The sequence below is a fragment of the Amycolatopsis sp. NBC_00348 genome, from assembly GCF_036114655.1.
Lineage (GTDB): Bacteria > Actinomycetota > Actinomycetes > Mycobacteriales > Pseudonocardiaceae > Amycolatopsis.
This window is the reverse complement of sequence record NZ_CP107994.1, coordinates 9,719,243-9,745,673: the sequence shown is the minus strand read 5'-3', so window position 1 is coordinate 9,745,673 and position 26,431 is coordinate 9,719,243. Positions and strand designations below refer to the sequence as shown.

Sequence of the window (26,431 nt, the reverse complement as noted above, 5' to 3'; positions counted from 1 at the left end):
TCCACCGAAGGACGGAAGACAAACGAGGTAAAGCAAGGCTAACCTCACTTCGATCTTCACCGAGCAGAAGGACGTCATGACCGCCGAAGCACCCACGCTGACCAGGACCGTTCCGCCGCGACGCGCGGTCCGGCGCTGGTACCGGCGCAAGCCCGTGCGGCGCGCGCTCGTCGTCACGCACCGGTGGACGTCGCTCGTGCTCGGCCTGCTGCTGGTCCTCGAGACCACTTCCGGCGTCATCCTGCTCTACCGCGCCGAGTACTTCCGGGCCACGCACGGCGACTTCTACGCGCACACCGACAGCTCGCGCCCGCTCGGCCTGCAGCAAGCGCGGGACCTCGTCAAGCAGGCGCACCCGGAGTTCGCCGCGGCCTGGGTCAGCGACGACGGCGGCATCATCGCCGTCGGCGACACCGACTACACCACCGCCTACGCCGTCGACCCCGGCAGCGGGCGGATCACCGGGCCGCAGAAGCTCGACGACGGCGTCATGGGCTGGCTGACGAACCTGCACGACTGCGCGTTCACCTGCAAGGACGACCCGGGGTACGTGTCGTGGCTGGCCGCGCCGGTGCCGTCGATCGGCTTCGACTGGCCGGCCGGGACGAACTGGGGGCTGCTGCTCCTGGTCGTGCTCGGGCTGCTGATGATCCTGCTGGCGATCACCGGGATCGTCGTCTGGTGGCCGGGTTTCAAGACGTTCTCGCACGGCTTCCGCGTCCGGCTCGGCAAGGGCCGCTTCGCGCGCGACTACGACCTGCACAACGTGATCGGCCTCGTGTCGGTGCCGTTCGTGCTGATGTGGGGCGTCACCGGCGCCGCGTTCTACCTGCCGCCGGTGGAAAACGCGTGGCTCGCGATCACCGGCGGCACCACGCCGGACGAGGCGAAGTACAGCTTCACGGCGAACCCGGCCGCGCCCGGCACCCCGGAGATCGGCATCGACCAGGCGTCTTCGGCCGCTTTGGCCGCGTCCCCCGGCACCGTCCGCTACCTCGTCCCGCCCTCCGAAGGCACGGACTACTACTCGGTGTCGATCGCGGATGACGGCTACCAGCCCTACGGCGCCCGCGCGTTCTTCGGCGGCGATCGCACGGTGTACGTCGACAGCCACGACGCCACCCACGTGTCCTCTGTGGACGCCGCGCCGGAGCCGACCGCGAACCGCTTCTACAGCAAGGTGTTCGAGGCCGCGCACTTCGGCTGGCTCGTCGACGGCTGGTGGCGGCTCGTCTGGGTCGTCCTCGGCCTGGCGCCCTTGGCGCTGATGCTCACGGGCATCTCGACGTGGCTCTTCCGCCTCGGCACGAAACGCCGTCGCCGCAAAGCGCGCCGGGCGTGATCGAGCCCCTGGCCTTCGCCACGACGGCGCTCTGCCTGCTGTCCGGCCTGACGGCCCTGGTCGTGAGCGCGACGGGCCGCTACCGTTGGCCACCCTGGCGCCCGCTCGCTGTCCTGATCGAACTGGCCCTGCTCGCGCAGGCGATCGCAGGCCTGGCGTCCCCTCACCACCCAGCGGAACCGGGCACGCACGTGGCCTACCTGGTGACGTCGCTGGCGATCCTCCCCGCCGCCCTCGCGTGGGGCGCCCGAGACGACACGCGCTCGGCAGGCGTGCTCCTCGCCGTCGCCCTGCTCACCTTGGCCGTCCTGGTGATCCGCCTCCAGACGACCTGGCGCTGAAAGCCGTGAAGGACTCCTTACCGGCCATAAGAGCCGGTAAGGAGTCCTTCACGGACCTTCCCCTAGCCGACCTTGAACGACTGAGCGGCGCTGCCGTTACAGGTCGCCTGGACCAGCTGGACACTGTCCGCGGTGGACGATCCCGGCACGGTCAGGCACTTGCCGGTGTGACGGACGGCGAAGTGGTAGTAGCCACTGCCTTCCGACACCGGCTGCCACTGCTGGTTGTTGCCGCCGCTGTAGGCCCACAGCTGCAGGCCGGCGTTGTCGGTCGTCGCCACGTTGGCGACGTCGATGACCTGCGCCGGGTTGATCCGGTTGTTGATCCGGTCGTACCCGCCGCTGGTCGGGGCGAACTGGAACTGCTGCGCCGTGGTGGCGTTGCAGGTGTACTGCTGGATCACGGTGCCGTTGGCGCTGGCCGCGGCCCGCGCGTCGACGCACTTGCCGTTCGCCTTGTTCGACACCGCGTACCAGGCCGACGGGTCGATCGTGCCGGCGGGCGGCGGGGTGGTCGTGCCGCCGCCACCGAGCCACTTCAGGCCGTCGAGCAGGAAGCGGTTCTGGTCGGCGCTTTCGAACGTCGAGGACAGCGCGGTGTTCGTGTCGTAGTTCATCGCGTTGTGGCCGAAGTTCGAGTAGATCATCTTGTAGCTCTTGTTGGTCCACGAGATCGGGTAGTACCCGCTGTACCAGGTCTGGCTCGGGTCGGTGCCGATCGGGAAGGTGGACTGGTCCATCGACGCCAGGATGGTGATGTTGCTGTTCTGGCGCAGGTCGTTCTGCCAGGCGTACCACTCGGACGTCGACGACTTGATCGTCGCCGGCAGGTTCACCGTCGACGGGTGGGTGCGGTTCTCGATCTTCAGCGTCTCCGGCGTCGGTCCCCAGGAGTTCGAGGTGAACCGGCCGGTGCCGAGGAAGTCGTTGTGGAACCAGTTGGCGTACGACGGCGTGGTGTCGTCGTTGTAGGCCGTGACGTGGAAGCCGTAGAACCCGCCACCGGCCTGCATGTACCGCTGGAAGCCCTGGAACTGCGCCTGCGACTGCGGCTGGTCGTCCAGGAACATGACCACCTGGTACTGGTCGGGCGTGATGGACGTCAGCTGGTTCCAGTTGGTCGTCGAGGTGTAGGTGAAGCCGTTGGCCGCCGCCTGCTGCGGGAACCAGACGTTGGCTTCCTTTTCGAAGCTGATGTGCGCGGCGTCGTAGGTGCCGCTGTAGAAGGCGAGCACCTTGAACGGCGTCGCGGCGTGGGCGACCGGCGCGGCCGGGCCGCCGAGGCTGAGCCCCAGCAAGACGGCGAAGAACGCCAATATCCGGATCAGCGGGCGGCGGGTTCTGGACGGCATACGTGTTCCTTCCGGTGGGGGCGGGGACCGATCACCAATGGCGCGGGTAGTGGAGGCCGTAGCCGAACGGGAACAGCGCGGGCTGGCCGTCGCCGACGTTGATCGGCTGCTGGTCGGCGCTGCGCATCCAGGTCACCGGCAGCTTCCCGGTCGGGTTGTAGCCGCCGAAGAGGACGTCGGCCACGCCTTGGCCCTCGCTGCCCGGCAGCCACGACTCGACGAGCCCGGCCCAGTCCCCCACCTGCGCCGCGATGTCGAGCGGCCGCCCGGACACCAGCACGACGACCGTCGGCACGCCGGAGTCCTTCAGCTTCTGCAGCGTCGCGAGGTCCGCGTCGTCCAGGCCCATCCCTTGTGGACGGTCGCCCTTCGTTTCGGCGTAAGGCGTTTCCCCCACGACGGCGACGGCGACGTCGTAGCTCTGGTCGATCCCGGTGCCGTCCTTGGCGTAGGTCACCTTCGAGGAACTGCTCGTGATGCCCTGGAGGATCGTGGTGCCGGGGATGACCGGGCCGCTGGTGCCCTGCCAGCCGACCGTCCAGCCGCCGGACTGGTTGCCCATGTCGTCGGCGCTCTTGCCGGCGACGAAGATCTTTTCGTGCCTGGAAAGCGGCAGTACGTGGTGGTCGTTCTTCAGCAGCACCTGGGATTCGCGGACGGCCTGGCGGGCCAGGTCGCGATGTTCCTTGCTGCCGATGGTCTTCAGGAACCGCCGGTCGGTCAGCGGGTGCTCGAACAGGCCGAGCTCGAACTTCTTGGTGAGGATGCGGCGGTTCGCGTCGTCGATGCGCGACAGCGGCACGCGCCCCTGCTGCACCAGCGTGCGGAGCGTGTCGATGAACTTCTGCCAGTCGTAGGGCACCATCACCATGTCGATGCCGGCGTTGATCGAGGCCTCGACCTCTTCCGGCGTGAAGCCGGTCTTGCCGTCGATCTTGTCGACGCCGTTGTAGTCCGAGACGACGATCCCCTTGAAGCCCAGTTCCTTCTTGAGGACGTCGTTGATCAGGTACGAGCCGGCGTGCATCTTGACGCCGTTCCAGCTGCTGTAGGAGATCATCACCGAGCCGACCCCGCGGTCGACGGCAGCTTTGAACGGCGGCAGGTGGATCGCGCGCAGCTCCTGCTCGCTGATCTCGGTGTTGCCCTCGTTGACGCCGCCGGTCGTGCCGCCGTCACCGACGTAGTGCTTGGCGGTGGCCATGACCGAACCGGGCTGGTCCAGTGAGCGGCCCTGCAGTCCGGTGATGACCGTCGACATCTCGGTGGCCAGCTGCGGGACCTCGCCGAACGACTCGTAGGTGCGGCCCCAGCGGTCGTTGCGGGCGACGCACAGGCAGGGCGCGAAGTCCCAGTCGATGCCGGTGCCCGAGACCTCTTCCGCGGTGGCGCGGCCGATCTTCTGCACCAGCTGCGGATCGCGGGACGCGCCGAGGCCGATGTTGTGCGGGAAGACGGTCGCACCGTAGACGCCGTTGTGACCGTGGACGGCGTCGACGCCGTAGATCAGCGGGATGCCCAGCGGCGTGGCGAGGGCGGCCTTCTGGAAGCCGTCGTACATGTCGGCCCAGGTGACGGGCGTGTTCGGCGTCGGCTGCGAGCTGCCGCCGGAGAGCAGCGAGCCGAGCCGCCCGGTGGTGACGTCGGCCGGCGACTTCACGCCGAGGCGTTCGGCCTGCATCATCTGCCCGAGCTTGTCGTCGAGCGACATGCGGCCGAGCAGGTCGGCCACCCGGACCTTGACGGGCCGCCAGGAGTCCTTGTAGGCCGGGCCGTTCCCGGCGAGGGCCGGGGTTTCCGACGTCACCAGGAGCCCGAGGGCCAGCGCGCCGATACCCAGTCTGCGTCCGAGACCCATCCGGGTCCTCCTCGTCGAGAGACCGAAATTCACGCCTTGAATTAAGGCACAGGCTTTCGACGTTGGTCCAGACCTCTGAGCGAACTCGGTTGCCACTGAGCGGGATTGCGCTTTCCGGTCACCTTCCGGCCTAATTCGGCCGACTCCGGCGCGGCGAAGCGCACGACGGTCAGCGCCCTGACGCTGGGCGGCTTGATCCGCCACCTGGCCACGGGCGAACGCCGGTGGCTGCAGATCCTGCGTTCCGCCGACGGCTCGCTGCCCGAGGGGCATGCTGGACGTCGATCGGTACTGGACGGCGCCAGCTCCACGGCCCAGCTCAACTGAACCGGGAACTGTCGGTCCTCACCGGTAGCGTGGAAAACGGGGGCTGCTCAGCGCCGGTCAGCGGTCCGAACGCAGCGAAGCCGGATCGAAGGAATCCCAGTACGCGTCTTCGTCCTCGACACTCGAAACCGGCGCCGGAGCAGCGGGAGCAGCGGGCGCGGAACCCAGGCGTTCCTCCCGCAGCCGCTGGAACTCCTCGACCGTCATGCCCGGGTCGTCGTCCTCGGCTCGGGCCGGGGCGGGCATGCCCGTCATCTGCTCGATCATGAACGTCATGTCCTCGCCCAGCAGCAGCGCGACCTTGTTGTAGCCGTCCTGGGTCGCCTCGCGCATGGCCGCCCGGGCGATCTCCACCACCAGCGGGCCCAGCCGCTCGCCCAGGTTCACCGCGGACGGCGCGAGCCACAGCCGCAGGAGCTTGCCGCGGCCGTCGACCGTCGCCTCGACCTGGCCGTCGTGGTCGTGGGCCGTGCCGGACGCCGAAGCGAGCAGCTCGTCCACCCGCGCCAGCGCCTCTTCGCGCGCCCGGGCCTGGGAAATCAGCTCACGCGTCGTGGGCATCGCGCTCACCTTCCGTAGGAGACGGACTCGGCGTCCGGGTCGTCGTCCGGGATCGGCTCGTAGCCGAGCGCCTCGAGCTGTGACGCGTCCACGACCGGCGCCAGCGCGTGGTACATCTTGTCGCCCGCGCGGCGGGTCGCGCGCTGGGCCAGCTCGACGATCTGGTCCGCGATCACCGCCGACCCGTGCCGCAGCGCGGACCGGTGGATCGTCAGGCCGGTCAGCAGCCCGCCCGGCGCGACCTGGACCTCGATGGTGCTGTCTCCCGAAGCGGCCTTGCCCACCACGGGACCCGAGCGCTCGAAGCGCGCGGCGGCGTCCGCGCCCGCCCGGTCCGCCTGTTCGGAGACGCGGGCCGCCGCCAGGTCCATGTCGAAGTCAGCCACGATGCGAAGTTACCCCGTCGGCCGGTAGAACCCGATGAACGACTGTCCCGCGTTCGTGGTGCGGATCTTGCTGATCTGGACCGGGTCGCCGGCCTCGACCATCTGGCCGTCGCCGATCACCATCGCCACGTGCCCGGACCAGACGACCAGGTCGCCGGGCAGCAGCTGGTCGATCGAGGGCACTTCGGCCCCGACCGTCTGCTGTGCCGCCGTCCGCGGCAGCTGCAGGCCCGCGTCCTGGTACGACGTCATAGTCAGGCCGCTGCAGTCGAGGCCCTGGCCACGCGCGGTGCCGCCCCAGACGTACGGCACGCCGAGCTGCGAAAGCGCGTTGCGCACGGCCTTCGCGGCGGTTTCGTTGGGCGCCATGACGGTCTTGCCGCCGGGCAGGTTGATGCCGACGCCGGTGCCGGGCTGCGGCGGGACCGCGACCGGCAGCCGCGGCTTGTGCACGGCGCCGCCGCCCCCGCCTCCCCCACCGCCCCCGCCCCCGCCATCGGAGCCGCCGCCGGAGTAGCCGCTATTGCTGTTGAAGGACGAAGCCACCTTCGTCGGCGAAGCGCTGCTCGCCGACGTCGTCTGCTCGCCGCCACCCAGCTTGGTGCCGATGTCGGTGAGCTGGTTGATCGTCTGCTCGCTGAACGTCGCGGCCTGGCCGGTCAGCTGGCCGATCTTGGTCTGCAGCTTCATCAGGATGTCGCGCGACGCGGCGCCGCGGCTCTCCGGCGGCTGGATGCTCTTGACCGCCGCCAGCGCCTTCATCGACGCCGAGATCTCCTTGATGATCTGGTCGCGGACCTGGTCGTTCTTGATCTGGCCCAGGTTCAGCGTCTCGGCGGCCTCGGCGACGGCCCGCTCGATCTCGGCGCTCTCGTCGAGCAGGTCCTGGACTTCCTGCTCCAGGCTCTTGGACGTCGCCGTCGCGCGGTCGGTCGTCGAGCCGGAGCTGGCGGACGTCAGGTTGACGCGCTGCGCCGACGCGGTGTCGTGGGTCTTGCCCATCGACGTCTGCAGCGCGACGTGGCCGTCGCGCGCGCCGCTGATCGCGGCCGGGTCGTGGTGCAGCTTGTCTGCGAACTGGTTCGTGGTGTCCAGGCCGTGCCGGACGAGCAGGTCGGCGTGCTCGGTCACGTGAGATCCGTCCCGAGCCGCCGGACGACGTCGCTGTGCTCGGCCTCGACGCCGGCGTAGTTGCGGTCGGTCTGGCGGGCGGCGTCACCCATCGCGCTCCAGCCGCCGCCGACGCGGTGCAGCTTCTCCTGCAGCGCCCGCATCCGGCCGGTGTAGGCGCCGGTCAGGCCGGACTCCGCGCCCATGTCGGAGAAACCGACCCCGACGTGCGGGCCGACGTGCTTCTCCGCCGCGCCTTTGACGTCTTCACCGAGCGGGTCGACCTCACGCGCGTACCGCGTGTACGCGCCGTCGTCGACGTGAAACCCCGAATGCGAACCGTCCACTGGCCCTCCCTGTCACCAGGGATGCGACGTGCGCCCGCCATCCCCGGTTCCCCACCCTGCGGGATAAGCCTAGTCCACGGTCCGTACCCGAGTGGGCGAATTGCCCGGACTCAGCCGAGCACTCCGGTGAGCCAGCTCTGGTCCTGCCAGTTGACGATCGCGCCGTTCGAGGTGACCGTCGGCGTGCCGAACCCGCTCTGGCCGCCGCCGAAGTCCTGCGCCAGCTTGGGGTCGGTCGAGATCTGCTGGAACGCCGCGTTGATCTGGTCGTTGTAGGTGCCGGCGTTGACCGTCTCGGCGAACTTCGGGTCGGTGATGCCGACGTTCTTGCCCAGGTCGATCAGCTGCGCCTTGTCGTAACCGCGCTTTCCCTCTTCGGGCTGGTTCGCGTACAGCGCGTCGTGGAACTGGAGGAACTTGCCGGCGTCGGCCGCGGCGAGCGCCGCGTTCGCCGAGTCGAGCGAGTACCCGGGCGGGCTCGAGCGGTCGTTGAGCAGCGGCACCATGTGGTAGCGCACCGCCAGCTTGCCGTCGTTGACCGCCTGCTCGATCTGCGTCTTGTTGTTCTTCTCGAACGTGCCGCAGATCGGGCAGAGGAAGTCGGCGTAGACGTCGATCGTGGACTTCGCGCCGGTCTTGCCGACCGTGACGGCCACGCCGTCGCGCTTCTGCGTGACGTCGGCGGCCAGCGACGTGGTGGCCTGGCCGGGGTTGATGACCTGGCCCTCGGTCTTGTTCTTGTCGGAGATCGTCCAGATCACGCCGCCGATCACGAGCGCGGCCACCACGACCACGGCGGCGATCCCGATGATCCACTTCCGCTTGTCGCCGGACGCGCCCCTGGCCTGGGCCACCGCCCTCGCTCCCCCGGCCTGTGCGGCCTGACGACGCTTCCGAGCGGTCCGCTCAGCTCCACCCACTGTGTATCAGTTCCCTTCCGCGATACCCGAGTAGTCGGGCCCGGGTTCGACAGAGTTCCCACGACCTCGCGCCAGCCAGCCGTCGATCGACAGCCAGGTGCGCGGCCGCGCCAGCAGCCAGCCGGCCAGCAGCGCGAAACCGGAGTCGCGGAGGATCTCCTGCGGGTACTCGGTCTGCCCCGCCGCCACCTGGCCACCGCCGCCGAAGCACCCGCAGTCGATGCTCAGCCCGCGCGCCCACGACTGGGCGATGCCGGCGATGAGCACCACGAGCAGCACCAGCGCGGCGCCGGCGACCCACCGGGTCGCCAGGCCCGCGAGCAGGAACAGCCCGAGCACGAGCTCGACGAGCGGCAGCGCGACGGCCACCACGTTCACGAGGGCGCCGGGCAGCACGTCGTACGCCTGGACGGCGATCAACGTCTGCCCCGGATCGGCCAGCTTCACGGCACCGGAAACGAGCCAGACGGCCGCGAGCCCGAGCCGGGCGAGCGTGCCGACGGCGTCCAGTACGGGTTGGGACGGTCGCACCACGCACTTAGGCTAACGGGAGGACCTGAGAACTTCGTGAGGGCCCGGCGGGGGCGGAGGGAGCGGCGGGATGCGGTGGCGCGTGCTGGTCTCTTCGGCGTTGCTGCTGGTCACGGCGACCGCGTGCGGTCCCGCCCACGTTTCGCCGACCGACTCCGTGGTGGCCCGCGCCGGTGCCACGGATCACCTGACCATCGGCATCCGGTTCGACGCACCGGGCCTGTCGGAGCACACCGTGGACGGCCGGTTCGTCGGGTTCGATGTCGACGTCGCAACTTTTGTGGCGGGTGAGCTCGGCGTCGACGCGAAGGACATCACGTGGCGCGAGACGACGTCGGCGACGCGCGAAACGGACCTCGCTTCGGGGACGGTCGACCTGGTCGTGGCGACCTATTCGATCACCGACAAGCGCAAGCAGCAGGTGTCGTTCGCCGGGCCGTACTTCACGACCGGCCAGGACCTGCTGGTCCGGCGCACCGCGGCCGACATCACCGGGCCGGAGACGCTCAATTCGCGCAAGCTCTGCTCGGTGACCGGCTCGACGCCCGCCCAGCAGGTCAAGGACAAGTTCGCCCAGGCCGTCCAGCTGGTCGAGTACCCGCGGTACCCGGACTGCGTCACGGCGCTGCTGGCCGGGCAGATCGACGCCGTGACGACCGACGGCGTCATCCTGGCGGGTTACGTCGCGCGGGACCCCGAGCTGCTGAAGGTCGTCGGGAAGCCGTTCTCGAAGGAGAACTACGGCGTCGGCCTGCGCAAGGGCGATACGCAGGGGGTGAGCAAGATCGACGACGCGATCGGCAAGATGGTCTCTTCGGGTGAATGGCTGCGCTCGCTCAACGCGAACATCGGCCCGTCCGGTTACCAGCTCCCACCACCCCCCGAGGTCACCGAGAAGTGAAGCTGCCCGACCTGCCCGTGCGGGCCGTGCTGCCCGACGTGCTCGCCGCGTTGGACGCGCACGGCACCGCGGTCCTCGTGGCGCCACCCGGCACCGGCAAGACGACGCTGGTGCCGCTCGCGCTGATGTCCGGCGGCGGCCGCGTCGTCGTCGCCGAGCCGCGGCGGCTGGCCGCGCGGGCCGCGGCGGGGCGGATGGCGGCGATCCTGGGCGAGCCGGTCGGCGAGACCGTCGGGTACGCCGTGCGCGGCGACCGGAAGGTGTCCTCGCGCACCCGCGTCGAGGTCGTGACGTCGGGGCTGCTGGTGCGGCGCGTGCAGGGCGACCCGGAGCTGCCCGGGGTGGCGACGGTGCTGCTGGACGAGTGCCACGAGCGGCACCTGGACGCGGACCTGCTGCTCGCGCTGCTCCTGGACGTCCGCGCCGGGCTGCGCGACGACCTGCGGCTGCTGGCGACGTCGGCGACGGTGGCGTCCGGCCGGCTGGCCGCGCTGCTCGGCGACGCGCCGGTGATCGAGGCGTCCGCCCGGACCTACCCGGTCACGACGTCCTACCTGCCGCCTGCGCGGAACGAGCGCGCCGAGCCCGCGGTGGCGCGCGCGGTGCGGACCGCACTGTCCGAAGGGGACGGTGACGTGCTGGCGTTCCTGCCCGGCGCGGGCGAGATCGCGCGCACGTCCGGGCTCTTGCATCTGTCCGATGTGGACGTCCTGCCGCTGCACGGACGGCTCACCGCGGCGCAGCAGGACGACGCGCTGCGGCCGCGTGCCCGACGGCGCGTCGTGCTGGCGACGGCCGTGGCCGAGTCGAGCCTGACCGTGCCGGGCGTGCGCGCGGTCGTCGACTCGGGGCTGGCGCGGGTGCCGCGCGTCGACCACCGGCGCGGGCTGCCCGGCCTGGCGACGGTCCGCGTGTCGGCGGCGGTGGCCGCGCAACGCGCCGGCCGAGCCGGCCGTGAGGCGCCGGGGCGGGTGTACCGCTGCTGGGCGGAGCACGAGCAGGCGACGCTGCCCGCGTACCCCGAGCCGGAGATCCGGACGGCGGAGCTGGCGCGGCTGGCCCTGGAGCTGGCGTGCTGGTCGACGCCGGACGGCAGCGGCCTGGCCTGGTGGGACCCGCCCGGCGAAGGCGCGCTGGCGGCGGGCCGCGCGCTGCTGGCCACCCTCGGCGCGACGGCGCCGGACGGCACGGTGACCGCGCGCGGTCGCCGGATGGCCGACCTCGGGCTGCACCCGCGGCTGGCCCGGGCGTTGCTCGACGGCGCGGAGGCGGTCGGCGCACGCAACGCGGCGGAGGTCGTGGCACTGCTCGACGCGGGCGGCAAGCTGACGGACGTCGACGCGGAACTGCGGCGGCTGCGCGGCGCGAGCGACGACGCGGCGCGACGGTGGAAGCGCGAGGCCCAGCGTCTTTCGCGGCTGGTCACCGGAGACGGCAAGCCCGATCCGGCGTTGATCGTCGCCCTGGCCCACCCGGAACGGCTCGCGCGGCGACGTCCGGGCGGCGAGCCCGTCTACCTCATGGCCGGCGGCACCGCGGCCGAGCTGCCGCCCGGCAGCGGCCTGGACTCCGCGTGGCTGGCCATCGCCGAAGCGACCCGTGATCCCGGGCGTGTGCACGGCACCATCCGGCTCGCCGCGGCCGCCGACGAGCGCCTCGCCGTGCGCGCCGGGGCAGTGTCCGAAGTGGACGAAGTGACCTGGGCCGACGGCGACGTCGTCGCGCGGCACGTCCGGCGGCTGGGCGCCATCACGCTGGCGTCGCGGCCGTTGAAGAACCCGAACGTCCACGACGCCCTGGTGGCGGGCCTGCGGGCCGAGGGTCTCGGGCTGCTGAAGTGGACCGCCGACGGGACCCGGTTGCGCGAGCGGATGGCGTTCCTGCACCGGGTGCTCGGCGCGCCGTGGCCCGCCGTCGACGACGCCGCACTGCTGTCCGATGTGGACAGCTGGCTGGACCTCTCCGCGGCCCGCCGTCGCGCGGACCTGGCGAACGTCAATGCCGGTACCGCGCTGAAGGCCCTGCTGCCGTGGCCGGAAGCCTCCCGGCTGGACGAACTCGCCCCGGACCGGCTGGAAGTGCCGACGGGCTCGCACATCCGCGTCGACTACGGCGGTGACCAGCCGGTGCTGGCCGTCAAGCTGCAGGAGACGTTCGGCTGGACCGGCACGCCCACGCTGGCCGGCGTCCCGGTCGTCCTGCACCTGCTCTCCCCCGCCGGCCGCCCGGCGGCGATCACCGCGGACCTGGCGTCGTTCTGGACGAACGGTTACCCGGCGGTCCGCGCCGACCTGCGCGGCCGCTACCCGAAGCACCCGTGGCCCGAGGACCCGGCGACCGCCGCTCCGACGCGCCACGTCACGCGGCGCCGCACCTGACGAAAGTCGGGGGCGGCCCGCGACCGTCGGCCGATGTCGTGACGCCGGGGAAATCCCAGACTGGGTGGCATGATCACGCTCAGGGGACTCACCAAACGCTACGGGGAGAAGACCGTCGTCAACGCGCTCACCTGCGACGTCGCGGCCGGGCAGGTGACCGGGTTCCTCGGCCCGAACGGCGCCGGGAAGTCGACGACCATGCGGATGACCGTCGGGCTCGACCACCCGCAGGCCGGCGAAGTGCGCGTCGGCGGGCGGCAGTACGCCGAGCTGCGGCACCCGCTGCGCGAGGTCGGCGCGTTGCTCGACGCCAAGGCCCTGCACCCCGGCCGCAGCGCCGGCAAGCACCTCCTCGCGATGGCGCGCAGCAACGGCATCGCGGCGTCGCGGGTCGAGGAGGTGCTCGCGACGGTCGGGCTTTCGGACGTCGCGGGCAAGCGGGCCGGGCAGTTCTCGCTCGGCATGGGGCAGCGGCTGGGCATCGCGGGCGCGCTGCTCGGCGACCCGGGCGTGCTGTTGTTCGACGAGCCGGTCAACGGCCTCGACCCGGACGGCGTCCGCTGGGTGCGGCAGCTGATGCGTTCCCTGGCGGGCGAGGGGCGGACGGTGTTCGTCTCGAGCCACCTGATGAGCGAGATGCAGCTGACGGCCGACCACCTCGTGGTGATCGGCAAGGGAAAGCTCCTCGCGGACGCACCGGTCGCCGAGTTCATCGCGGGCAACTCCCGCACGACGGTCTCGGTGCGCGTCCCGGACCCCACCGAGCGCGACGCGCTCTCCCGGCGTTTGCGAGCCGAAGGCGCCCACACGGACCTGGACGCGCCGGCCGAGCTGGTGGTCGGCGGCATCGACGTAACCCGCGTCGGCGACCTGGTGCACGAGCTGGGCATCCGGGTACACGGCCTCGCCGAGCGGACGGCGTCGCTGGAGCAGGCGTACATGGAACTGACCGCTTCTTCGGTGGAGTACGGGGTGTCGGCATGACGGCGGCGGTGTCTGTGGTGCCTGTGGTGTCCTCCGAGTGGACGAAGTTCTGGTCGGTCCGCGCGACGTGGTGGACGCTGATCGCCGGAGCCGCGCTGATGGCGTTCTACAGCGCGGTATCGGCCATCGCCCAGCGCTACGACAGTGAAGACCCGATGGGCGCCAACACGATCGCCCTGGGCGGCGGTTTCTACTTGACGCAGTTCGCGGTGATCGCACTGGCCACGCTGTTCGTGACAAGCGAGTACACGGGCGGCGGCATCCGGTCGACGCTGCTGTGGACGCCGGTGCGTTCACGGGTGGTCCTCGCGAAGGCGGCGGTGCTACTGCCGGTGCTGTTCGTCTACGGCGTGGCGCTGTCGGTCTCGGGAATGGCGTTGGCGGGTCTGGTGAAGGACGGCCACGGCCTGCCGACGTCGTTCGCGGGCGCCCTCACGACGGCTGTGGGCATGGGCGGATACTTCGCCTCGCTGGGCTTGCTGTGCACCGGAGTGGGCTGGGCGCTGCGAAGCGCGGCGGGGACGTTGGTGGTGGTGATCGTGGCGCTGGTGCCGCTGCCGCTGATCGTGGCGTCGCTGGGGTTGCCGGGCTGGGTGCCGTACTTCCCGGGGATAGCCGGGGTGAACGCGATGGTGGAGGCGGGGCAGCCGAACCCGATCACCCAGGCGGCGGCGCCGTACGCACCTTGGGTGGGACTGCTGATCTGCGCGGTCTGGACCGCGGTGGCGCTGGTCGCGGGCACTGCGGTGTTGCGCCGCCGGGACGCCTGACGCCCCCAAAGCAGCCCCCACCCTCTCCGGGGGACCGGCCCCGCTTCCAGCGTATCGGGACGGCCCGACAAAAGGCCGAAATGGCCACGTCTGAGCCGCAGTTGTCCACATCACGGCAGCGCTGTGGACAACCACCTCACGCCGAGGCCAGGCGCCGAAACCCCGCCAACGGCAAGTCCGTGAATGCCACATTGAGGGACGCTATGTCCCTCAATGTGGCATTCACGGACTTGGCGCGATGCCCAAGCCCGCCAGCACTTCCCGGGCGCCGCGGGTCAGCGCGGCCCGCGACGGCGGCGCGAGAGAGCCCGTGCCCGCGATTGCGTCGAAGATCGCGCCGTCCAGCCAGGCCACCAAGACCGTCGCGTGGCGCTCTGGTTCTGGGGAGCCTGCGGTGGCCAACACCGATGCGCACCGGCGGCGGATCAGCAATCCGCCCTTGTCGTACGCCGCACGTAACTCCGGGCGGCGGGTTGCCTCCAACGCGAACTCGTACCGCGCCAGCATTCGCGTTCGACCCGTCGTGATCGCCGCGTGGACGAAGCCCGCCAGGAACTCCGCCAAGCGGCCCGGTGGTGGCTCCAAGTCGACGTTGTCCAGCGTGACCATCCGGTCGATCGCCAGCTCCAGCAGCGCGCCCCGGGTTCGCGCGTAGTACGACGTCGACCCCGCGGGCAGCGAAGCCGCCCGGTCGACCGCTCGGTGGGTCAAGCCGCGCATGCCTTCCGCCGCAATCACCTCGATCGCCGCGTCACCGATTGCCGAAAGACGGTCCACGGACCCACTCTACAGGTGTAGAGTCCTCTACACCTGTAGAGGAGGAGCTATGCGCGCGGTGGTGGTCGGCGGCGGTATCGGCGGGCTCGCGGCGGCGGTCGGATTGCGACGGGTCGACTGGGACGTGACCGTCCTGGAGAAAGCACCCGAGATCACCAGCGTCGGCGCCGGGATCTCGCTCTGGCCGAACGCCCAGCGCTGCCTCGACGTCCTCGGCGTCGAGGCTCCCCTCCAGGAACAGCGCGACGGCGGCTTAAGAGACAAGCGCGGTCGCCGCATCACCGGCTGGGACGCGGCCGCCTTCACCAGGCACCACGGGCTTCCCTTGGCCGCGATCCATCGCCGGGATCTCATCGACGCGCTCGCGCGAGCACTGCCCCGAGAGACAATAATGACCGGCGCCGAAGTCACCGAAGTCCGCGAAGACGGCTTCGTGCGCTACAGCGGCGGAGAACTCCACACCGACCTCGTCGTGGCCGCCGACGGGATCAACAGCCGGATCACCAAGGGACCGAAGCCGGTCTACAGCGGCAGCACGGCCTTCCGCGGCGTCGCCCACCGACCCGGGACGCCGCTGAGCACCAGCTGGGATCGCGGCGCCGAGATCGGCGTCCTCCCGCTGGTCGACGGGGACGTCTACTGGTGGATCTCCTACGTCGTCCGGGCCGGCGAACGACCCGCCGACGTCAAGGCCTACCTCCAGCAGCACTTCGGCGGCTGGCACGACCCGATCCCGGCGCTCATCGACGCGACGCCCGCCGCGGACATCCTCCACCACGACCTCTACTACCTCGGCACGCCGCTGACCAGCTACGTCCGGGGCAAGATCGCGCTGCTCGGCGACGCCGCCCACGCGATGCCGCCGTTCCTCGGCCAGGGCGGCTGCCAGGCCCTCGAAGACGCCGTTGTGCTCGCCCACGCCTTGTCCACAGAGGACACAATCCAAAAAGGACTGAAAAAGTACGACCAAGAGAGACGAAAGCGCAGCCAGAAAGTCGCAAGGGACTCCGTCCGGGCCGGGAAGATCGGCCCGCAGCTCACCAACCCCGTCGCCACCACACTGCGCAACGCGCTCCTGAGACTGACCCCGGCCAAAGCCACGGCCCGGATCGGCGCCGGGATCAGTGGCTGGCAGCCGCCGGGTCTCCCCCGACCAGTCCCGCCTCGTACGCCGTGATCGCCGCCTGCACCCGGTTCTTCACGCCGAGCCGGGTCAGGATGGTGCTGACGTGCGCTTTCACCGTGCCCTCGACGACGAACAGCTTCGCCGCTATGTCCGCATTGGACAGTCCGGATCCGATGAACACCAGCACTTCCCGCTCCCGGTTGGTCAGCAACGCGATCCGCGACCGGGCCGCCGACGCGCGCGCGAGGCGGCCGCCGGACAGCCGGGCGATGACCCGCTGTGCCACCTTCGGCGAGAGGAACGCGGCGCCGTCCGCGACGGCGTGGATGCCCGCCAGCAGCTCACGCGGGTCGCCCGACTTGAGCAGGAACCCGCCCGCGCCCAGGCCGAGCGCGCGCTCGATGTAGTCGTCCTCGCCGAACGTCGTCAGCATGATGACGCCGGTCGCGGGCCGCAGCCGCCGGATCTCGGCGGCCGCGCCCAAGCCATCGAGCACCGGCATCCGGATGTCGAGCAGCACGACGTCCGGGTGCGTGGCCAGCACCTGGGAGACCGCCGCGCGCCCGTCGGCGGCTTCGGCGACGACCTCGATACCGCCGTCCGCGGCCAGGATCGCCGCCACCCCCGCCCGCATCAACGCCTCGTCGTCGGCCAGCACGACCCTGATCACGAAACCCCCTCGGCGAACTCGTCCTTCGAAACCAGCTTCCCGTCGGCGAAACACAGCCGATAGGCGGCGTAGTCGTTGTTCAGGAACGATCTTCCGGTGCCGTAGTACTCGCACGCGGCCCCGGGCATCGGCGGCAGCGGCGGCTCGCCGCGCGTCGGCCGGGCGCTGCGCTGGGTGCCCGGCAGCAGCGGCGCGACCTCGGCGCGCGGCTGCCCGAGCCGCAGCCGGTCGTAGACCGGACCGGGCAGCTCCGAGGAGTTCCAGAGGTACAGGAACGCGATCCCGGCCACCCCGAGGACCACCGCGAACAGCCCGAGCGGGATGCCGACGGCCTGGATCAGGCTGCGCCGGACGTCACGCCGCGCCAGTTCCAGCGCCCGCGCGGACGTCGACTGCCCGACGGCGTCGTCGGCGGCCTCCCGCAGCTCCGCGGTCTCCTCGACCGGCGCGGCGTCGTGCGGCAGCGTCGCGGTGACGGCGAACCCGCCCGCGTGCGGGCCGGCCTGCAGCGTGCCGCCGACCAGCCGGACGCGCTCGCGCAGCCCGATCAGCCCGCGGTGCCCGGACGCGGCGCCCGGCAGCGGCCCGGCGGGCGGCGGCGCGTTGACGACACTCACCTCGGTCTGCGCGCCGGAACTGGTCACCCGGACCGTCACGGCGGCGCCGGGCGCGTGCTTCGCGACGTTCGTCAGCGCTTCCTGGACGACCCGGTGGGCCGCGAGGGCGACCATCGGCGGCGCCTGCTCGCTGTCCACTGTGGATTCGATGAGCAGCCCGGACGACCTGGCCCGCGCGATCAGCTCGCCGAGGTCACCCTGCACCGGCTCGACGGGCGCGGCGTCCTCGCGCAGGACGCCGATGATCTCGCGCAGCCGCTCGGTGGCGGCCGCGGCGCTGGTGCGCAGCTGGGCGGCCGCCCCGCGCTGGCCGTCGTCGAGGCCGCCGGCGACCTCCAGGGCCGCCGCGCGGACGGCGATGAGGCTCAGCTCGTGGCCCAGCGAGTCGTGCATGTCGCTGGCGATCCGCGCGCGCTCGCGCAGCCGCGCCTGGTCGGCGACCAGGCGCTGGCGGCTCTCCATCTCCTCGGCGCGGCGCCAGCCGGTGCGGGCCAGCTCCCCGCGCAGCCGGACGTAGCGGCCCAGCAGCCACGGCGACAGCCCGGCGAACACCAGCATCGTGACCAGTTCGGCCCAGTCACCGAGGCCGTCCTCGCCGACGAGCAGCGAGAGCGGCAGGCCGAGCACCGCGACGGCGCCGCCGAGCAGCAGGCCCGGCCGCGCCCGCGGCATCCGCAGTCCGGCCTGGTAGCACATCGCGACCAGCACGAACACCACCCAGACCGGCAGGCGGTTGCCGTACGGGAACGGCACGACCAGCGTCCCCACCAGCGCGATGCCGAGCGACACGACCGGGTGACGCCGGGCGGTGGCCACCGAGCCAAGGACGACGGCGAAACCGCCGGCCATCTCCCAGTACGCCCGGGTGTCCACCGTGTCCGAGACGACGATGAACGCCAGGAACAGCGCGAGGACGGCGTCGAACACCACCCGCCACCGTCGCCTCGTCACCTCCTGCACAAAAGCGACGCTACAAGCGGGCCGCGGCGGCGACCACTGCCGAAAGTCAACCTTTCAGGGCGTCCAGGAAGGCCAAGGTCTGCGGCCAGGAGAGCGCGAACGCGTCGGCGTTGACCGCGGTGCCGTGCCGCGAGGAGTCGCTGAAGCCGTGCTCGGCGCCCGGGAAGTGCTGGGTGAACGTCGCGCCCGTCGCGCGGGACTGCAGCGCGGCCTGGAGCCGGTCGAACGTCTCGTGCGAGACGACCGTGTCGGCCTCCGGGTACGAGACGAGCACCGGCGCGGTGATCGCTGTCGACAAAGCGACCGTGTCGAGGGTGTGGTTCGGCGGCAGCGGGTCGCGGACCGTCGGGTGATAGGCGACGACGCCGGAAAGCCGCTGGTCACGGGCGGCGAGCAGGAGCGCGAACCGGCCGCCCAGGCACCAGCCCATGACGCCGGCCGACGTGCAGCCGAGGTCGCCGAGCAGGTGGTCGAGCAACGCCGTCTGCTCGGTCAGCGCGACCTCGTCGGACAGCTCGCCGAGCTTCGCGCCGAGGTCCTCGCGGGACGTGTTGTCGGTGCTCGCGCCGTGGAAGACGTCCCAGGTCAACGTCGTGATCCCGCGGCCGGCGAGTTCGTCGGCCCAGGCCCGGACCTGCTCGCCGATGCCGGTGATCATCGGCAGCAGCAGCATCCCGGCCCCGGAGCCACCGGCCGGGCGGGCCAGGTACGCGGAGAGGTCGCCGACACGGGTGGTGGACGTCTCGATGCTCATATCCGCACGGTAGCGCCCCCGGTGCTGCATCATGATCCACCATGGCCGAGCGCACCCTCGCCGATCAGTTGGGCGGCGAACTCCCCGAAGGCATCGAGGCCCTCGAAGAGCACGAGCGGCAGGACCTCGCCGACGCGCTGCGCGACGCGCGCAGACGGCAGGCGAAGGCGTTGGCCGAGGCGGGCGAAGAAGGTCTCCGGTACGTCCCCGCGTTGCTGCGCGGCGCGGTCCGGAAGGCAGTCGGACTGTGAATGACAAAGCTGTGACGGACAACTACGAGGCCGAAGCCGAGATCCTCAAGCTGGCCCGCGTCCTCGGCGTCGAGCCGGAGCGGCTCGAGTACCTCGCGCGCGTCGACGCCGGCGACCTGCGGGTGTTCCGCGAGCGCGTCACCGACACGCTGTTCGACGCGAACCTCGCCGTGCTGCAGCGGATGGCGCTCGCCGCGCGGATCGTGCCGGGCGCGGTGCTGGCGAAGATCGCCGAGAAGGTGTTCGGCCCGCTGCTGTGCGCCCGGATCGCCGGCGTGGTCGACGTCGCCCGCGGCGTCGACGTCGCGAAGCGCCTGAGCCCTCGGTTCCTCTCGGAGGTCGCGGCCGACCTCGACCCGCGCCGCGCGAGCGCGATCATCTCGCGCATCCCCCTGGAGACCGTGCTCGCCGTCGCGGCCCAACTGGCCGACCGCGCGGACTGGATCACGCTGGGCCGGTTCGTCGGGCACCTCCCGGACCCGACCGTCCGGCGCTGCCTCGAGGAGATCGACGACCCGGGCCTGCTGCGGATCGCGTTCGTCCTCGACGACAAGAACCGCATCGACCACGTCGTCGGCCTGCTCCCGGCCCACCGCCTCGGCCGCGTGATCACCGCGGCCGGCGCCGACGAAGACCTCTGGACGCCGGCGCTGGACATGCTGAACCACCTGAGCGCCGAGCGCCGGAACACCCTGGCCCCGATGCTCGGCGGGCTCCCGGACGGCCTCCGGGAACGCGCTCAGGCGACGATCAAGTAGATCCCGTACCCGACGATCGCCAGGCAGACGGCGAAGCAGAGGATCGCGCCGGCCAGCGGGCCGGTGCCCGAGCCGCCAGCTTCACGGGCCGATTCGCGCTGCGAGAGCCCCACCACTCCGAAGGAGAAGAGGCTCGTCAGCACGACGACCGAAGCGAGCGCGACGACGAAGACGAGACCGAGGGAACCCCAATCGATGTTCACGGCGCTCCTCAGACGTTGGCCGGCTGCGGGGCCGGCTCCGGCTCGGTGATGGTGTTGGCGCTGATCGGGTTCCGCCGCGACGCGAGGTAGATGCCCACCGCGATGACGACGCCGGCGAGGCCGATCAGGACCGTGCCCCAGGTGCCGAGCGTCGACACCTCGGCGGCGATCGCGCCGACGATCGCGGCCGCGGGCAGCGTCAGCGCCCAGGCGACGACCATCTTGCCCGCGACGCCCCAGCGGACCTCGGCGAGCCGCCGGCCGAGGCCGGAGCCGATGATGCCGCCCGAGCAGACGTGCGTGGTGGACAGCGCGAAGCCGAGGTGCGCCGAGGTGAGGATGACGGCCGCGGCGCTCGTCTCGGCCGCGAAGCCTTGCGGCGTCTGGATTTCGGTGAGCTTCTTGCCCATCGTCTGGATGATCCGCCAGCCGCCGAGGTAGGTGCCGAGCGCGATCGCGGTGCCGGCGGTCAGGATCACCCAGATCGGCGGGTTCGAGCCCGGCGCGAGCGAACCGGACGCGATCAGCGTCAGCGTGATGACACCCATCGTCTTCTGCGCGTCGTTCGTGCCGTGCGCGAGCGAAACCAGGGACGCCGAGGCGATCTGACCGGCCTTGAACGTCCGGCCCACGGTGTCCTTCTTCGCCCGGGCGGTGATCCGGTAGACGAGGAAGGTGCCCAGCGTCGCGACGAGCCCGGCGACGATCGGCGAGGCGAGCGCCGGGATGAGGACCTTTTCGACGACCTTGCCGAAGTGGACGGCGTCCGAGCCCGACGCGATCCAGGTGGCGCCGATCAGCCCGCCGAACAACGCGTGCGACGAGCTCGACGGCAGCCCGATCAGCCAGGTCACCAGGTTCCACACGATGGCCCCGACCAGGCCGGCGAAGATGATCACCGGCGTCACCTTGGTGTCGTCGACGATCCCGCCGGAGATCGTCTTCGCGACCTCCACCGACAGGAAGGCGCCGACGAGGTTCAGCACCGCGGAGACCCCGACCGCGACCCGCGGCTTGAGGGCGCCGGTGGCGATGGACGTGGCCATCGCGTTGGCCGTGTCGTGGAAGCCGTTGGTGAAGTCGAAGGCGAGCGCCGCGACGATCACCACCAGCACGATCAGCGAGAAGTCCATGCGGGGCTCATTTCCGTCGCCGGAGGCTGTTCGTGAGCAACGCTACGGATCTGCCGGCCGGAACCCGATCCCGGTGGTGTGACGGCTCCCTGAACACTCCGTGAACCCGAAAGCGCTTACCGGGACGATCCGCCCATTTCCGGCAGGTAGGGCCAGCCCGACCACGAAGAGGGTGGTGCGGCCCAGTGCGGCCCGCCGCCGCCCCTGCGACCGTCGGGGTCATGAGCAGACTGGGGCCGGGTTGGCCGATCGCCGCGACAGTGGCGTCGGGTGTGTTGTTCTTCTTCGGCACGGGGCTGGACCCGGTCGCCGCGCTGGCGTGGTTCGCACCACTGCCGATCCTGCTGCTCGCGCCGCGGGTGTCCGGGGTGACGGCGGCGCTCTGCGCGTTCGTCGCCTACGCCGCGGGCAGCACCGGCACCTGGAGCTACTTCTGGCATTCGCTGGCCGTCCCGCGGCCGGCCGCGATCGCGATCCTCGCCGGCAGCGCGGTGCTGTTCGCACTGGCCGTCGGCCTGTTCCGGCTGCTGGTGCGACGTCGTCACGCGGTGCTGGCGGTGCTCGCCGCGGCCGGCCTGTGGACCGTCGCGCTCTACGCGGTCTCCCTGCTCAACCCGACCGGCCTGATGGGGACGTTCATGACGACCCAGGCCGACCGGCCGGTGGTCCTGCAGCTCGCGTCGGTGACCGGCGGCTGGGGCGTCGAGTTCCTCGTGCTGGCCGTCCCGGCCGCGGTGGCCGCGATCTGCGCGCCCGGCGTCACGGGCCGGTCCCGGCTGGTCTCGGTGGTGGCCGTCGCCGCCGCGCTGACCGGGCTGTTCTTCTGGAGCACCGCGCGGCTGAGCAGCCCCGCCGGGACCACGGTGAAGGTCGCGCTGATCGCCCCGGCCAAGGCGGCCTGGGCCACGGACGTCACGACGCCGCAGGGCGCCGCGCTCGTCCAGTCCTATGTGGACGCCATCGGCGCGTTGCCGGACGGCGTGCGCGTCGCGGTGCTCCCGGAAGCGGCCTTCGCGGTGGACGACGCGTCCCGGGCCGGGTTCGCCGAGCAGCTCCGCCGCACCGGCGTCGAGGTCGTCACCGGCGTCTACGACACGACGTCGCAAGGCCGGTTCAACGCGGCGCTCGACGTCCCGCCGTCCGGGCCGGCGGTCGAGTTCCACAAGTGGCACAACGGGGATTCGAAGAACATCGCCGACGGCACAGATCTCGCGTACCTCGCCGGGTCGGCGAAGATCGGCCTGCTGGTCTGCATGGACGTCAACTTCGGCAACCCCAGCGGCGACTACGGCGCGGCCGGCACCGGCCTGGTCCTGATCCCGGCGTCCGACGAGGACGTCGACGGCTGGGAACACAGCCGCACGGCGCTGATCCGCGGCGTCGAGAACGGGTTTTCGGTGGCGTGGAGCGCGTCCCGCGGGACGCCGATGCTGTCCGACGCGCACGGCCGCGTGCTCGCCGACACCCACACCGGAGACCGGCCGTTCTCGGTGGTGACGGCCGACGTCCCGCTCGGCAGCGGCGGCACGCCGTACGCCCGCTTCGGCGACTGGTTCGCGTGGCTGTGCGGGCTGCTGGCGCTGGCCGGCATCGCGGCCGCGGCGAGCCGGGAACGCGTCGACGCCTAGTCCGCGGCGCGGGCCACCACGGCCGCGCCGAGCAGTGTCACGTCCGCCGTCGACGTCGGGTCCAGGCCGGTCAGCGCCTGGACCCGCCGCAGCCGGTAGTCGACGGTGTTCGGGTGGACGTGCAGCTGGGCCGCGGTCGTCCGGCGGTCGCCGAGACGCAGGTACGCCCGCAGCGTGTCGAGGAGATCCGCCTTGTCCGCCAACGGTTCCAGCATCTCCGCGAGCCGGTCGCGGGCCTCGCTGGGACAGGACAACTGGTACTCCAGCACGACGTCGTCGAGCCGGTACACGCCGGGCGCGCGGCCGAACGTCCGGGCCACCGCGAGGATCCGGCGGGCGCAGGGGGCGGCCGCGGCGACGCCGTCGGGCTCGGTGACGACCACGCCCGCCGTCACCGGGACGGCCGCCGCGCGGGCCATCTCCCGGACCACGCCGTCCAGCCACGGCCGGTCGCGCTCGGGCAGCAGCGCCAGCCCGCCGTCCGTGGTCAACGACGTCAGCATCGGCTCGCGGACCTGCCGTTCCAGCTCGGCGCGCAGCCGCCGCAGCTTCCGGCGGGCCGCGACCAGCGGGTCGACGTCGGCCGACGTCTCGTCCGGGTGCGCGCCGAACCCGAACGCCACGACCAGGTAGGACGGCGGCAGCCGCAGCCCGGCCTGGTCGGCCGCGGCCTGCGCGGGCTCCCCGCCGAGCAACGCGGCCAGCAGGCTCTGCCGCGCCGAGTACTCGTCACCGGAGATGGACTGCTGCTGGGCGAGATAGCCCGCCGCGACGGCCGGGGTGATCAGCTCGAGGTAACGCAGCAGGAGCGCGTTGACCGCCATGACGTCGGCGAGGTCTTCGGGCCGGGCGTCGGCGGTCGTCGTGTCCCAGGTGACCTGGATGCCGACGTGGTACGCGGTCAGGACCACCTCGATCGGGATGCCCTCCTCCGCACGCCGGGCCGCCGACTCGCGCAGGAACGCGACCTCGGCCGCCGTCGGCAGCGTCTTCGACCGGAGCACGCCGACGAACGAGCGCAGGTTCTGCTCGATCACGCGGCTGATGTCGCCGGCCAGCTCCTCGCCGGGCATCAGCCGGTACGCCGTGAGCCGGGCGACCAGCTCCTCGATCACCGCACGGGTCAGCGCCGGCAACGCCCCGGTCAGCCGGTCGGCCAGGTTCTGACCGCCGACCCGGAACGCTTTGTCATCCGTCACAACCGGCCCCGTCCAACTCTGAGCGTCGTCCCATGTCGCGGACGACCCGTTGTGCCACATCATGACAGGAATCACTTACTGACGGGTAACTGGAGGCAACGGAAATGCGGGTCACCAACGGCGGTGTCAAGCGAATCCTGACCGCGCTCGTCGCGGCGGTCACCCTCGGCGTCGCGGCTCCGGCGGTCGCCGAAGCGGCGCCGAGCAGCGGCTGGAACAACTGGTCGTGCAAGCCCTCCGCGCAGCACCCCCAGCCCGTCGTGCTCGTGCACGGCCTCGGCGCGAACGACACCGTCAACTGGTTCTTCCACGCGCCGAAGATCGCCGCGCAGGGCTACTGCGTCTACTCGCTGACCTACGGCACCGGCGTGCTCGGCCCGCTCGTCGGCGGCCTCGCGTCCATGCGGGACAGCGCCGCCGAGCTGGGCCGGTTCGTCGACCGCGTCCGGAGCACGACCGGCGCGGCGAAGGTCGACATCGTCGGGCACTCCGAGGGCAGCACGATGCCCGCGTACTACCTCAAGTTCGGCGGTGGTGCCGCGAAGGTCGCGCACTTCGTCGGCTTCGGCGCGAACTACCGCGGCACCACGCTCGGCGGCCTCGACGCGCTCGCGAAGGGGCTCCTCGCCACGGTCCCCGGCCTGCGGGGGATCCTGACGACAGCGTGCGGCTCGTGCACCGAATACCTGGCTCCCACGGCGTTCCTGGACGACCTCGCCCGCGGCGGCGTGCACGTCGCCGGGCCGGCGTACACGAGCATCGTGAGCCGCTACGACGAGGTCGTCACGCCCTACACCAGCGGCATCCTCAACGAGCCGGGCGCGACGGACATCGTGCTGCAGGACTTCTGCCGCACCGACGTCTCCGGCCACCTCGGCCAGGCCGTCGACCCGAACGTCACCGGCCTGATCCTGCACGCGCTGGACTCCCGCTACCAGCCGCGCTGCACGCCGTTCATCCTGCCGCTGTGAGCCGTCGTGAGTGGTAATTCGGGTTAGAACCCTCATTACCACTCACGAGGCGTCAGACCGGGAGCGGGTTCTGGCCCATGAACCGCCGGCCGTTCGCGGCGGACTCCCGGACGGCCGCGAAACCGTAGTCCACCATCGCGGACTCGTACGCCGCCACGGCGTCGAGCAGCGGGGCCCCGGCCAGCGCGGACGCCAGCGCCGCACCGTCACGCAACGCGGTGTTGGCGCCCGCGCCGGCCGCGGGGCTCATCGCGTGGATCGCGTCGCCCACGAGCGTCACCCGCGACGGTGACCACGGCTCGATCGGCACGCTCGTGCGGATCGGCTGCGGGAACGTCGCGGTGTCGTCCCAGTGCTCGACCATCGCGCGGGCCCGCGGCGAGAAGTCCTTCACCAGCCCCAAAGCCAGCTCCTGCAGCTCGGCCGGCGTCAACGCGGCCAGCTCGGCATCGCTCAGCCCGACGACCTCACGACGCGCTCCGACCGCGCACGTCATGTACGGCTCGTGGTCCCGCAGCTCGAGCCCCGGCACGAGCCGCGCGGCCGCCTCGGCGACGGGCTCCGGGTAGTCGACCGGCGCGAACCCGACCATCGTCCGATCGGGGGCGACGACCATCGAGAACACCGCGAACATCTCGGGGTCGAACAGCTTCCTCGTGTGCGCGGTGAGCGGAATCCGGCCGTACAGCTGGAGAAGCCCGGTGTCGACGACCTCGGCGTGCGGCAAGTACTGGCGCCGCACCGGGGAGTTGACGCCGTCCGCGCCGACCAGCAGCTCACCGTGCGCGGAAGTATCGTCGGCGAAGTGCGCGGTCACCCCACCGGCGTCGGCCGTGTAGTGCGTGAACCGCTTGTCGTAGCGCACATCCAGGCCGTGCAGCAGGATCTGACGCACGGTGAAGCGGTTGATGTTGAGGTGGGGTCCGGTTTTGTTGAGGACCAGCTCGTCGACGCGCCGCAGCCGCTCGTCGTAGATCTGCGTGGCGGGCAGCGCCCGGCCGGCCGTCGCCCGGAAGAGTTCGTGCAGCTCAGGCGGTAGGACCTCGCGCAACGCCGAGTCGCCGACGTGGTCGATGTGCAGCCGGTACCCCTGCACCCGCGCGCCGGGCGCGGCGTCACGTTCGTAGACCTGACAGGCGATCCCGGCGCGGCGCAGGCCCTGGGCGAGGCTCAGGCCACCCATCCCGGCACCGATGATGATGACAGACACACTTGTCCCTTCGTCGCTGGCGATGAAGGGACGCACGGGTGAGCGCTGGAACGAGTGCCCGGACTA

The 26,431-nt window shown here is 71.5% G+C and carries 28 protein-coding genes; 12 read left to right on the top strand and 16 right to left on the bottom strand.

The genetic code is table 11. The features are described 5' to 3' along the window. The first annotated feature begins 76 nt into the window (after nucleotides 1-76). Entirely contained in the window at nucleotides 77-1,342 is a 1,266-nt protein-coding gene (locus OHS58_RS44020) for a PepSY-associated TM helix domain-containing protein (RefSeq protein WP_328646209.1), read from the top strand. After that, nucleotides 1,339-1,683, top strand: coding sequence for a hypothetical protein (locus tag OHS58_RS44015; protein WP_328646208.1), 345 nt, complete (start codon nucleotides 1,339-1,341; stop codon nucleotides 1,681-1,683). Before OHS58_RS44020 ends, OHS58_RS44015 begins: the two co-directional genes overlap by 4 nt. 62 nt (nucleotides 1,684-1,745) lie before the next feature. Here the strand turns inward: OHS58_RS44015 and OHS58_RS44010 are convergent, their stop codons facing one another. Both OHS58_RS44010 and OHS58_RS44005 read right to left on the bottom strand, forming a co-directional pair. Further along, entirely contained in the window at nucleotides 1,746-3,035 is a 1,290-nt protein-coding gene (locus OHS58_RS44010; RefSeq protein ID WP_326946489.1) for a ThuA domain-containing protein, read from the bottom strand. Nucleotides 3,036-3,066: 31 nt separating this feature from the next. Then, nucleotides 3,067-4,893, bottom strand: coding sequence for a glycoside hydrolase family 3 protein (locus OHS58_RS44005; RefSeq protein WP_326946488.1), 1,827 nt, complete (start codon nucleotides 4,891-4,893; stop codon nucleotides 3,067-3,069). 105 nt (nucleotides 4,894-4,998) lie between these two features. On the opposite strand from OHS58_RS44005, the gene OHS58_RS44000 reads away from it, so the two are divergent. Further along, nucleotides 4,999-5,220 carry a hypothetical protein gene (locus tag OHS58_RS44000; protein ID WP_328646207.1) on the top strand — a complete coding sequence of 74 codons (222 nt, stop codon included), beginning with the start codon at nucleotides 4,999-5,001 and terminating at the stop codon, nucleotides 5,218-5,220. Between the two features lie 57 nt (nucleotides 5,221-5,277). Here the strand turns inward: OHS58_RS44000 and OHS58_RS43995 are convergent, their stop codons facing one another. The 6 genes from OHS58_RS43995 to OHS58_RS43970 form a co-directional block, all read right to left on the bottom strand. Continuing rightward, complete coding sequence (locus tag OHS58_RS43995; protein WP_326946487.1) at nucleotides 5,278-5,781, bottom strand: YbaB/EbfC family nucleoid-associated protein; 504 nt, start codon at nucleotides 5,779-5,781, stop codon at nucleotides 5,278-5,280. Nucleotides 5,782-5,786: 5 nt separating this feature from the next. Next, nucleotides 5,787-6,167: a YbaB/EbfC family DNA-binding protein gene (locus OHS58_RS43990; RefSeq protein WP_326955720.1), complete on the bottom strand. Its 381-nt coding sequence runs from the start codon at nucleotides 6,165-6,167 to the stop codon at nucleotides 5,787-5,789. 9 nt (nucleotides 6,168-6,176) lie between these two features. Then, entirely contained in the window at nucleotides 6,177-7,298 is a 1,122-nt protein-coding gene (locus OHS58_RS43985; protein WP_328646206.1) for a C40 family peptidase, read from the bottom strand. Further along, nucleotides 7,295-7,624 (bottom strand): hypothetical protein, encoded by a 330-nt coding sequence (locus tag OHS58_RS43980; protein ID WP_328646205.1) that lies wholly within the window; start codon nucleotides 7,622-7,624, stop codon nucleotides 7,295-7,297. The genes OHS58_RS43985 and OHS58_RS43980 overlap by 4 nt, the downstream gene beginning before the upstream one ends. 110 nt (nucleotides 7,625-7,734) lie before the next feature. Beyond that, nucleotides 7,735-8,478 (bottom strand): DsbA family protein, encoded by a 744-nt coding sequence (locus tag OHS58_RS43975; protein ID WP_326946483.1) that lies wholly within the window; start codon nucleotides 8,476-8,478, stop codon nucleotides 7,735-7,737. Between the two features lie 72 nt (nucleotides 8,479-8,550). Beyond that, nucleotides 8,551-9,078: a MauE/DoxX family redox-associated membrane protein gene (locus OHS58_RS43970; RefSeq protein WP_326946482.1), complete on the bottom strand. Its 528-nt coding sequence runs from the start codon at nucleotides 9,076-9,078 to the stop codon at nucleotides 8,551-8,553. A 67-nt stretch (nucleotides 9,079-9,145) separates the two neighbouring features. On the opposite strand from OHS58_RS43970, the gene OHS58_RS43965 reads away from it, so the two are divergent. The 4 genes from OHS58_RS43965 (at nucleotide 9,146) to OHS58_RS43950 (ending at nucleotide 14,108) form a co-directional block, all read left to right on the top strand. Continuing rightward, the gene (locus OHS58_RS43965; RefSeq protein ID WP_328646204.1) at nucleotides 9,146-9,976 is read left to right on the top strand and encodes a glutamate ABC transporter substrate-binding protein; all 831 of its coding nucleotides are present in this window, start codon (nucleotides 9,146-9,148) and stop codon (nucleotides 9,974-9,976) included. After that, on the top strand, nucleotides 9,973-12,354 hold the full coding sequence (hrpB, locus tag OHS58_RS43960; RefSeq protein ID WP_328646203.1) for an ATP-dependent helicase HrpB: 2,382 nt from the start codon (nucleotides 9,973-9,975) through the stop codon (nucleotides 12,352-12,354). Before OHS58_RS43965 ends, hrpB begins: the two co-directional genes overlap by 4 nt. Nucleotides 12,355-12,423: 69 nt before the next feature. Further along, nucleotides 12,424-13,338, top strand: coding sequence for an ATP-binding cassette domain-containing protein (locus OHS58_RS43955; RefSeq protein WP_328646202.1), 915 nt, complete (start codon nucleotides 12,424-12,426; stop codon nucleotides 13,336-13,338). After that, the gene (locus tag OHS58_RS43950; protein ID WP_328646201.1) at nucleotides 13,335-14,108 is read left to right on the top strand and encodes an ABC transporter permease; all 774 of its coding nucleotides are present in this window, start codon (nucleotides 13,335-13,337) and stop codon (nucleotides 14,106-14,108) included. The genes OHS58_RS43955 and OHS58_RS43950 overlap by 4 nt, the downstream gene beginning before the upstream one ends. 222 nt (nucleotides 14,109-14,330) lie before the next feature. Here the strand turns inward: OHS58_RS43950 and OHS58_RS43945 are convergent, their stop codons facing one another. Then, nucleotides 14,331-14,885: a TetR/AcrR family transcriptional regulator gene (locus tag OHS58_RS43945; RefSeq protein WP_328646200.1), complete on the bottom strand. Its 555-nt coding sequence runs from the start codon at nucleotides 14,883-14,885 to the stop codon at nucleotides 14,331-14,333. Nucleotides 14,886-14,934: 49 nt separating this feature from the next. Between OHS58_RS43945 and OHS58_RS43940 the strand changes: the two genes are divergently transcribed. Then, nucleotides 14,935-16,062 carry an FAD-dependent monooxygenase gene (locus tag OHS58_RS43940; protein ID WP_328646199.1) on the top strand — a complete coding sequence of 376 codons (1,128 nt, stop codon included), beginning with the start codon at nucleotides 14,935-14,937 and terminating at the stop codon, nucleotides 16,060-16,062. Here the strand turns inward: OHS58_RS43940 and OHS58_RS43935 are convergent. Genes OHS58_RS43935 through OHS58_RS43925 form a run of 3 tightly spaced genes read right to left on the bottom strand, consistent with a single transcriptional unit; the run spans nucleotide 16,007 to nucleotide 19,012 of the window. After that, a complete protein-coding gene (locus OHS58_RS43935; protein ID WP_326946475.1) occupies nucleotides 16,007-16,681 on the bottom strand; it encodes a response regulator transcription factor in 675 nt (224 codons plus the stop codon). The genes OHS58_RS43940 and OHS58_RS43935 overlap by 56 nt on opposite strands. Further along, nucleotides 16,678-18,258, bottom strand: a complete 1,581-nt coding sequence (locus tag OHS58_RS43930) for a sensor histidine kinase (protein ID WP_328646198.1) — start codon at nucleotides 18,256-18,258, stop codon at nucleotides 16,678-16,680. The genes OHS58_RS43935 and OHS58_RS43930 overlap by 4 nt, the downstream gene beginning before the upstream one ends. Nucleotides 18,259-18,304: 46 nt before the next feature. After that, nucleotides 18,305-19,012, bottom strand: coding sequence for a dienelactone hydrolase family protein (locus tag OHS58_RS43925; RefSeq protein ID WP_328646197.1), 708 nt, complete (start codon nucleotides 19,010-19,012; stop codon nucleotides 18,305-18,307). A 41-nt stretch (nucleotides 19,013-19,053) separates the two neighbouring features. Between OHS58_RS43925 and OHS58_RS43920 the strand changes: the two genes are divergently transcribed. After that, nucleotides 19,054-19,263, top strand: coding sequence for a hypothetical protein (locus OHS58_RS43920; protein ID WP_326946472.1), 210 nt, complete (start codon nucleotides 19,054-19,056; stop codon nucleotides 19,261-19,263). Between the two features lie 11 nt (nucleotides 19,264-19,274). Then, nucleotides 19,275-20,021, top strand: a complete 747-nt coding sequence (locus tag OHS58_RS43915) for a hypothetical protein (protein ID WP_328649954.1) — start codon at nucleotides 19,275-19,277, stop codon at nucleotides 20,019-20,021. Here OHS58_RS43915 and OHS58_RS43910 read toward each other — a convergent pair. After that, complete coding sequence (locus tag OHS58_RS43910; protein WP_247061331.1) at nucleotides 20,003-20,224, bottom strand: hypothetical protein; 222 nt, start codon at nucleotides 20,222-20,224, stop codon at nucleotides 20,003-20,005. The two genes, OHS58_RS43915 and OHS58_RS43910, sit on opposite strands and share 19 nt — an antisense overlap. An 8-nt stretch (nucleotides 20,225-20,232) precedes the next feature. Further along, nucleotides 20,233-21,357 carry an inorganic phosphate transporter gene (locus OHS58_RS43905; protein ID WP_247061330.1) on the bottom strand — a complete coding sequence of 375 codons (1,125 nt, stop codon included), beginning with the start codon at nucleotides 21,355-21,357 and terminating at the stop codon, nucleotides 20,233-20,235. A 221-nt stretch (nucleotides 21,358-21,578) separates the two neighbouring features. Here OHS58_RS43905 and OHS58_RS43900 point away from each other — a divergent pair, with 221 nt between their 5' ends. Further along, entirely contained in the window at nucleotides 21,579-22,985 is a 1,407-nt protein-coding gene (locus tag OHS58_RS43900) for a nitrilase-related carbon-nitrogen hydrolase (RefSeq protein ID WP_328646196.1), read from the top strand. Here OHS58_RS43900 and OHS58_RS43895 read toward each other — a convergent pair. After that, nucleotides 22,982-24,184 (bottom strand): PucR family transcriptional regulator, encoded by a 1,203-nt coding sequence (locus tag OHS58_RS43895; RefSeq protein ID WP_328646195.1) that lies wholly within the window; start codon nucleotides 24,182-24,184, stop codon nucleotides 22,982-22,984. The genes OHS58_RS43900 and OHS58_RS43895 overlap by 4 nt on opposite strands. Nucleotides 24,185-24,288: 104 nt before the next feature. Between OHS58_RS43895 and OHS58_RS43890 the strand changes: the two genes are divergently transcribed. Continuing rightward, a complete protein-coding gene (locus tag OHS58_RS43890; RefSeq protein WP_328646194.1) occupies nucleotides 24,289-25,155 on the top strand; it encodes an esterase/lipase family protein in 867 nt (288 codons plus the stop codon). Between the two features lie 52 nt (nucleotides 25,156-25,207). On the opposite strand, the gene OHS58_RS43885 is transcribed toward OHS58_RS43890, so the two are convergent. Continuing rightward, nucleotides 25,208-26,365: an FAD-dependent oxidoreductase gene (locus OHS58_RS43885; RefSeq protein ID WP_328646193.1), complete on the bottom strand. Its 1,158-nt coding sequence runs from the start codon at nucleotides 26,363-26,365 to the stop codon at nucleotides 25,208-25,210. Nucleotides 26,366-26,431: the final 66 nt, after the last annotated feature.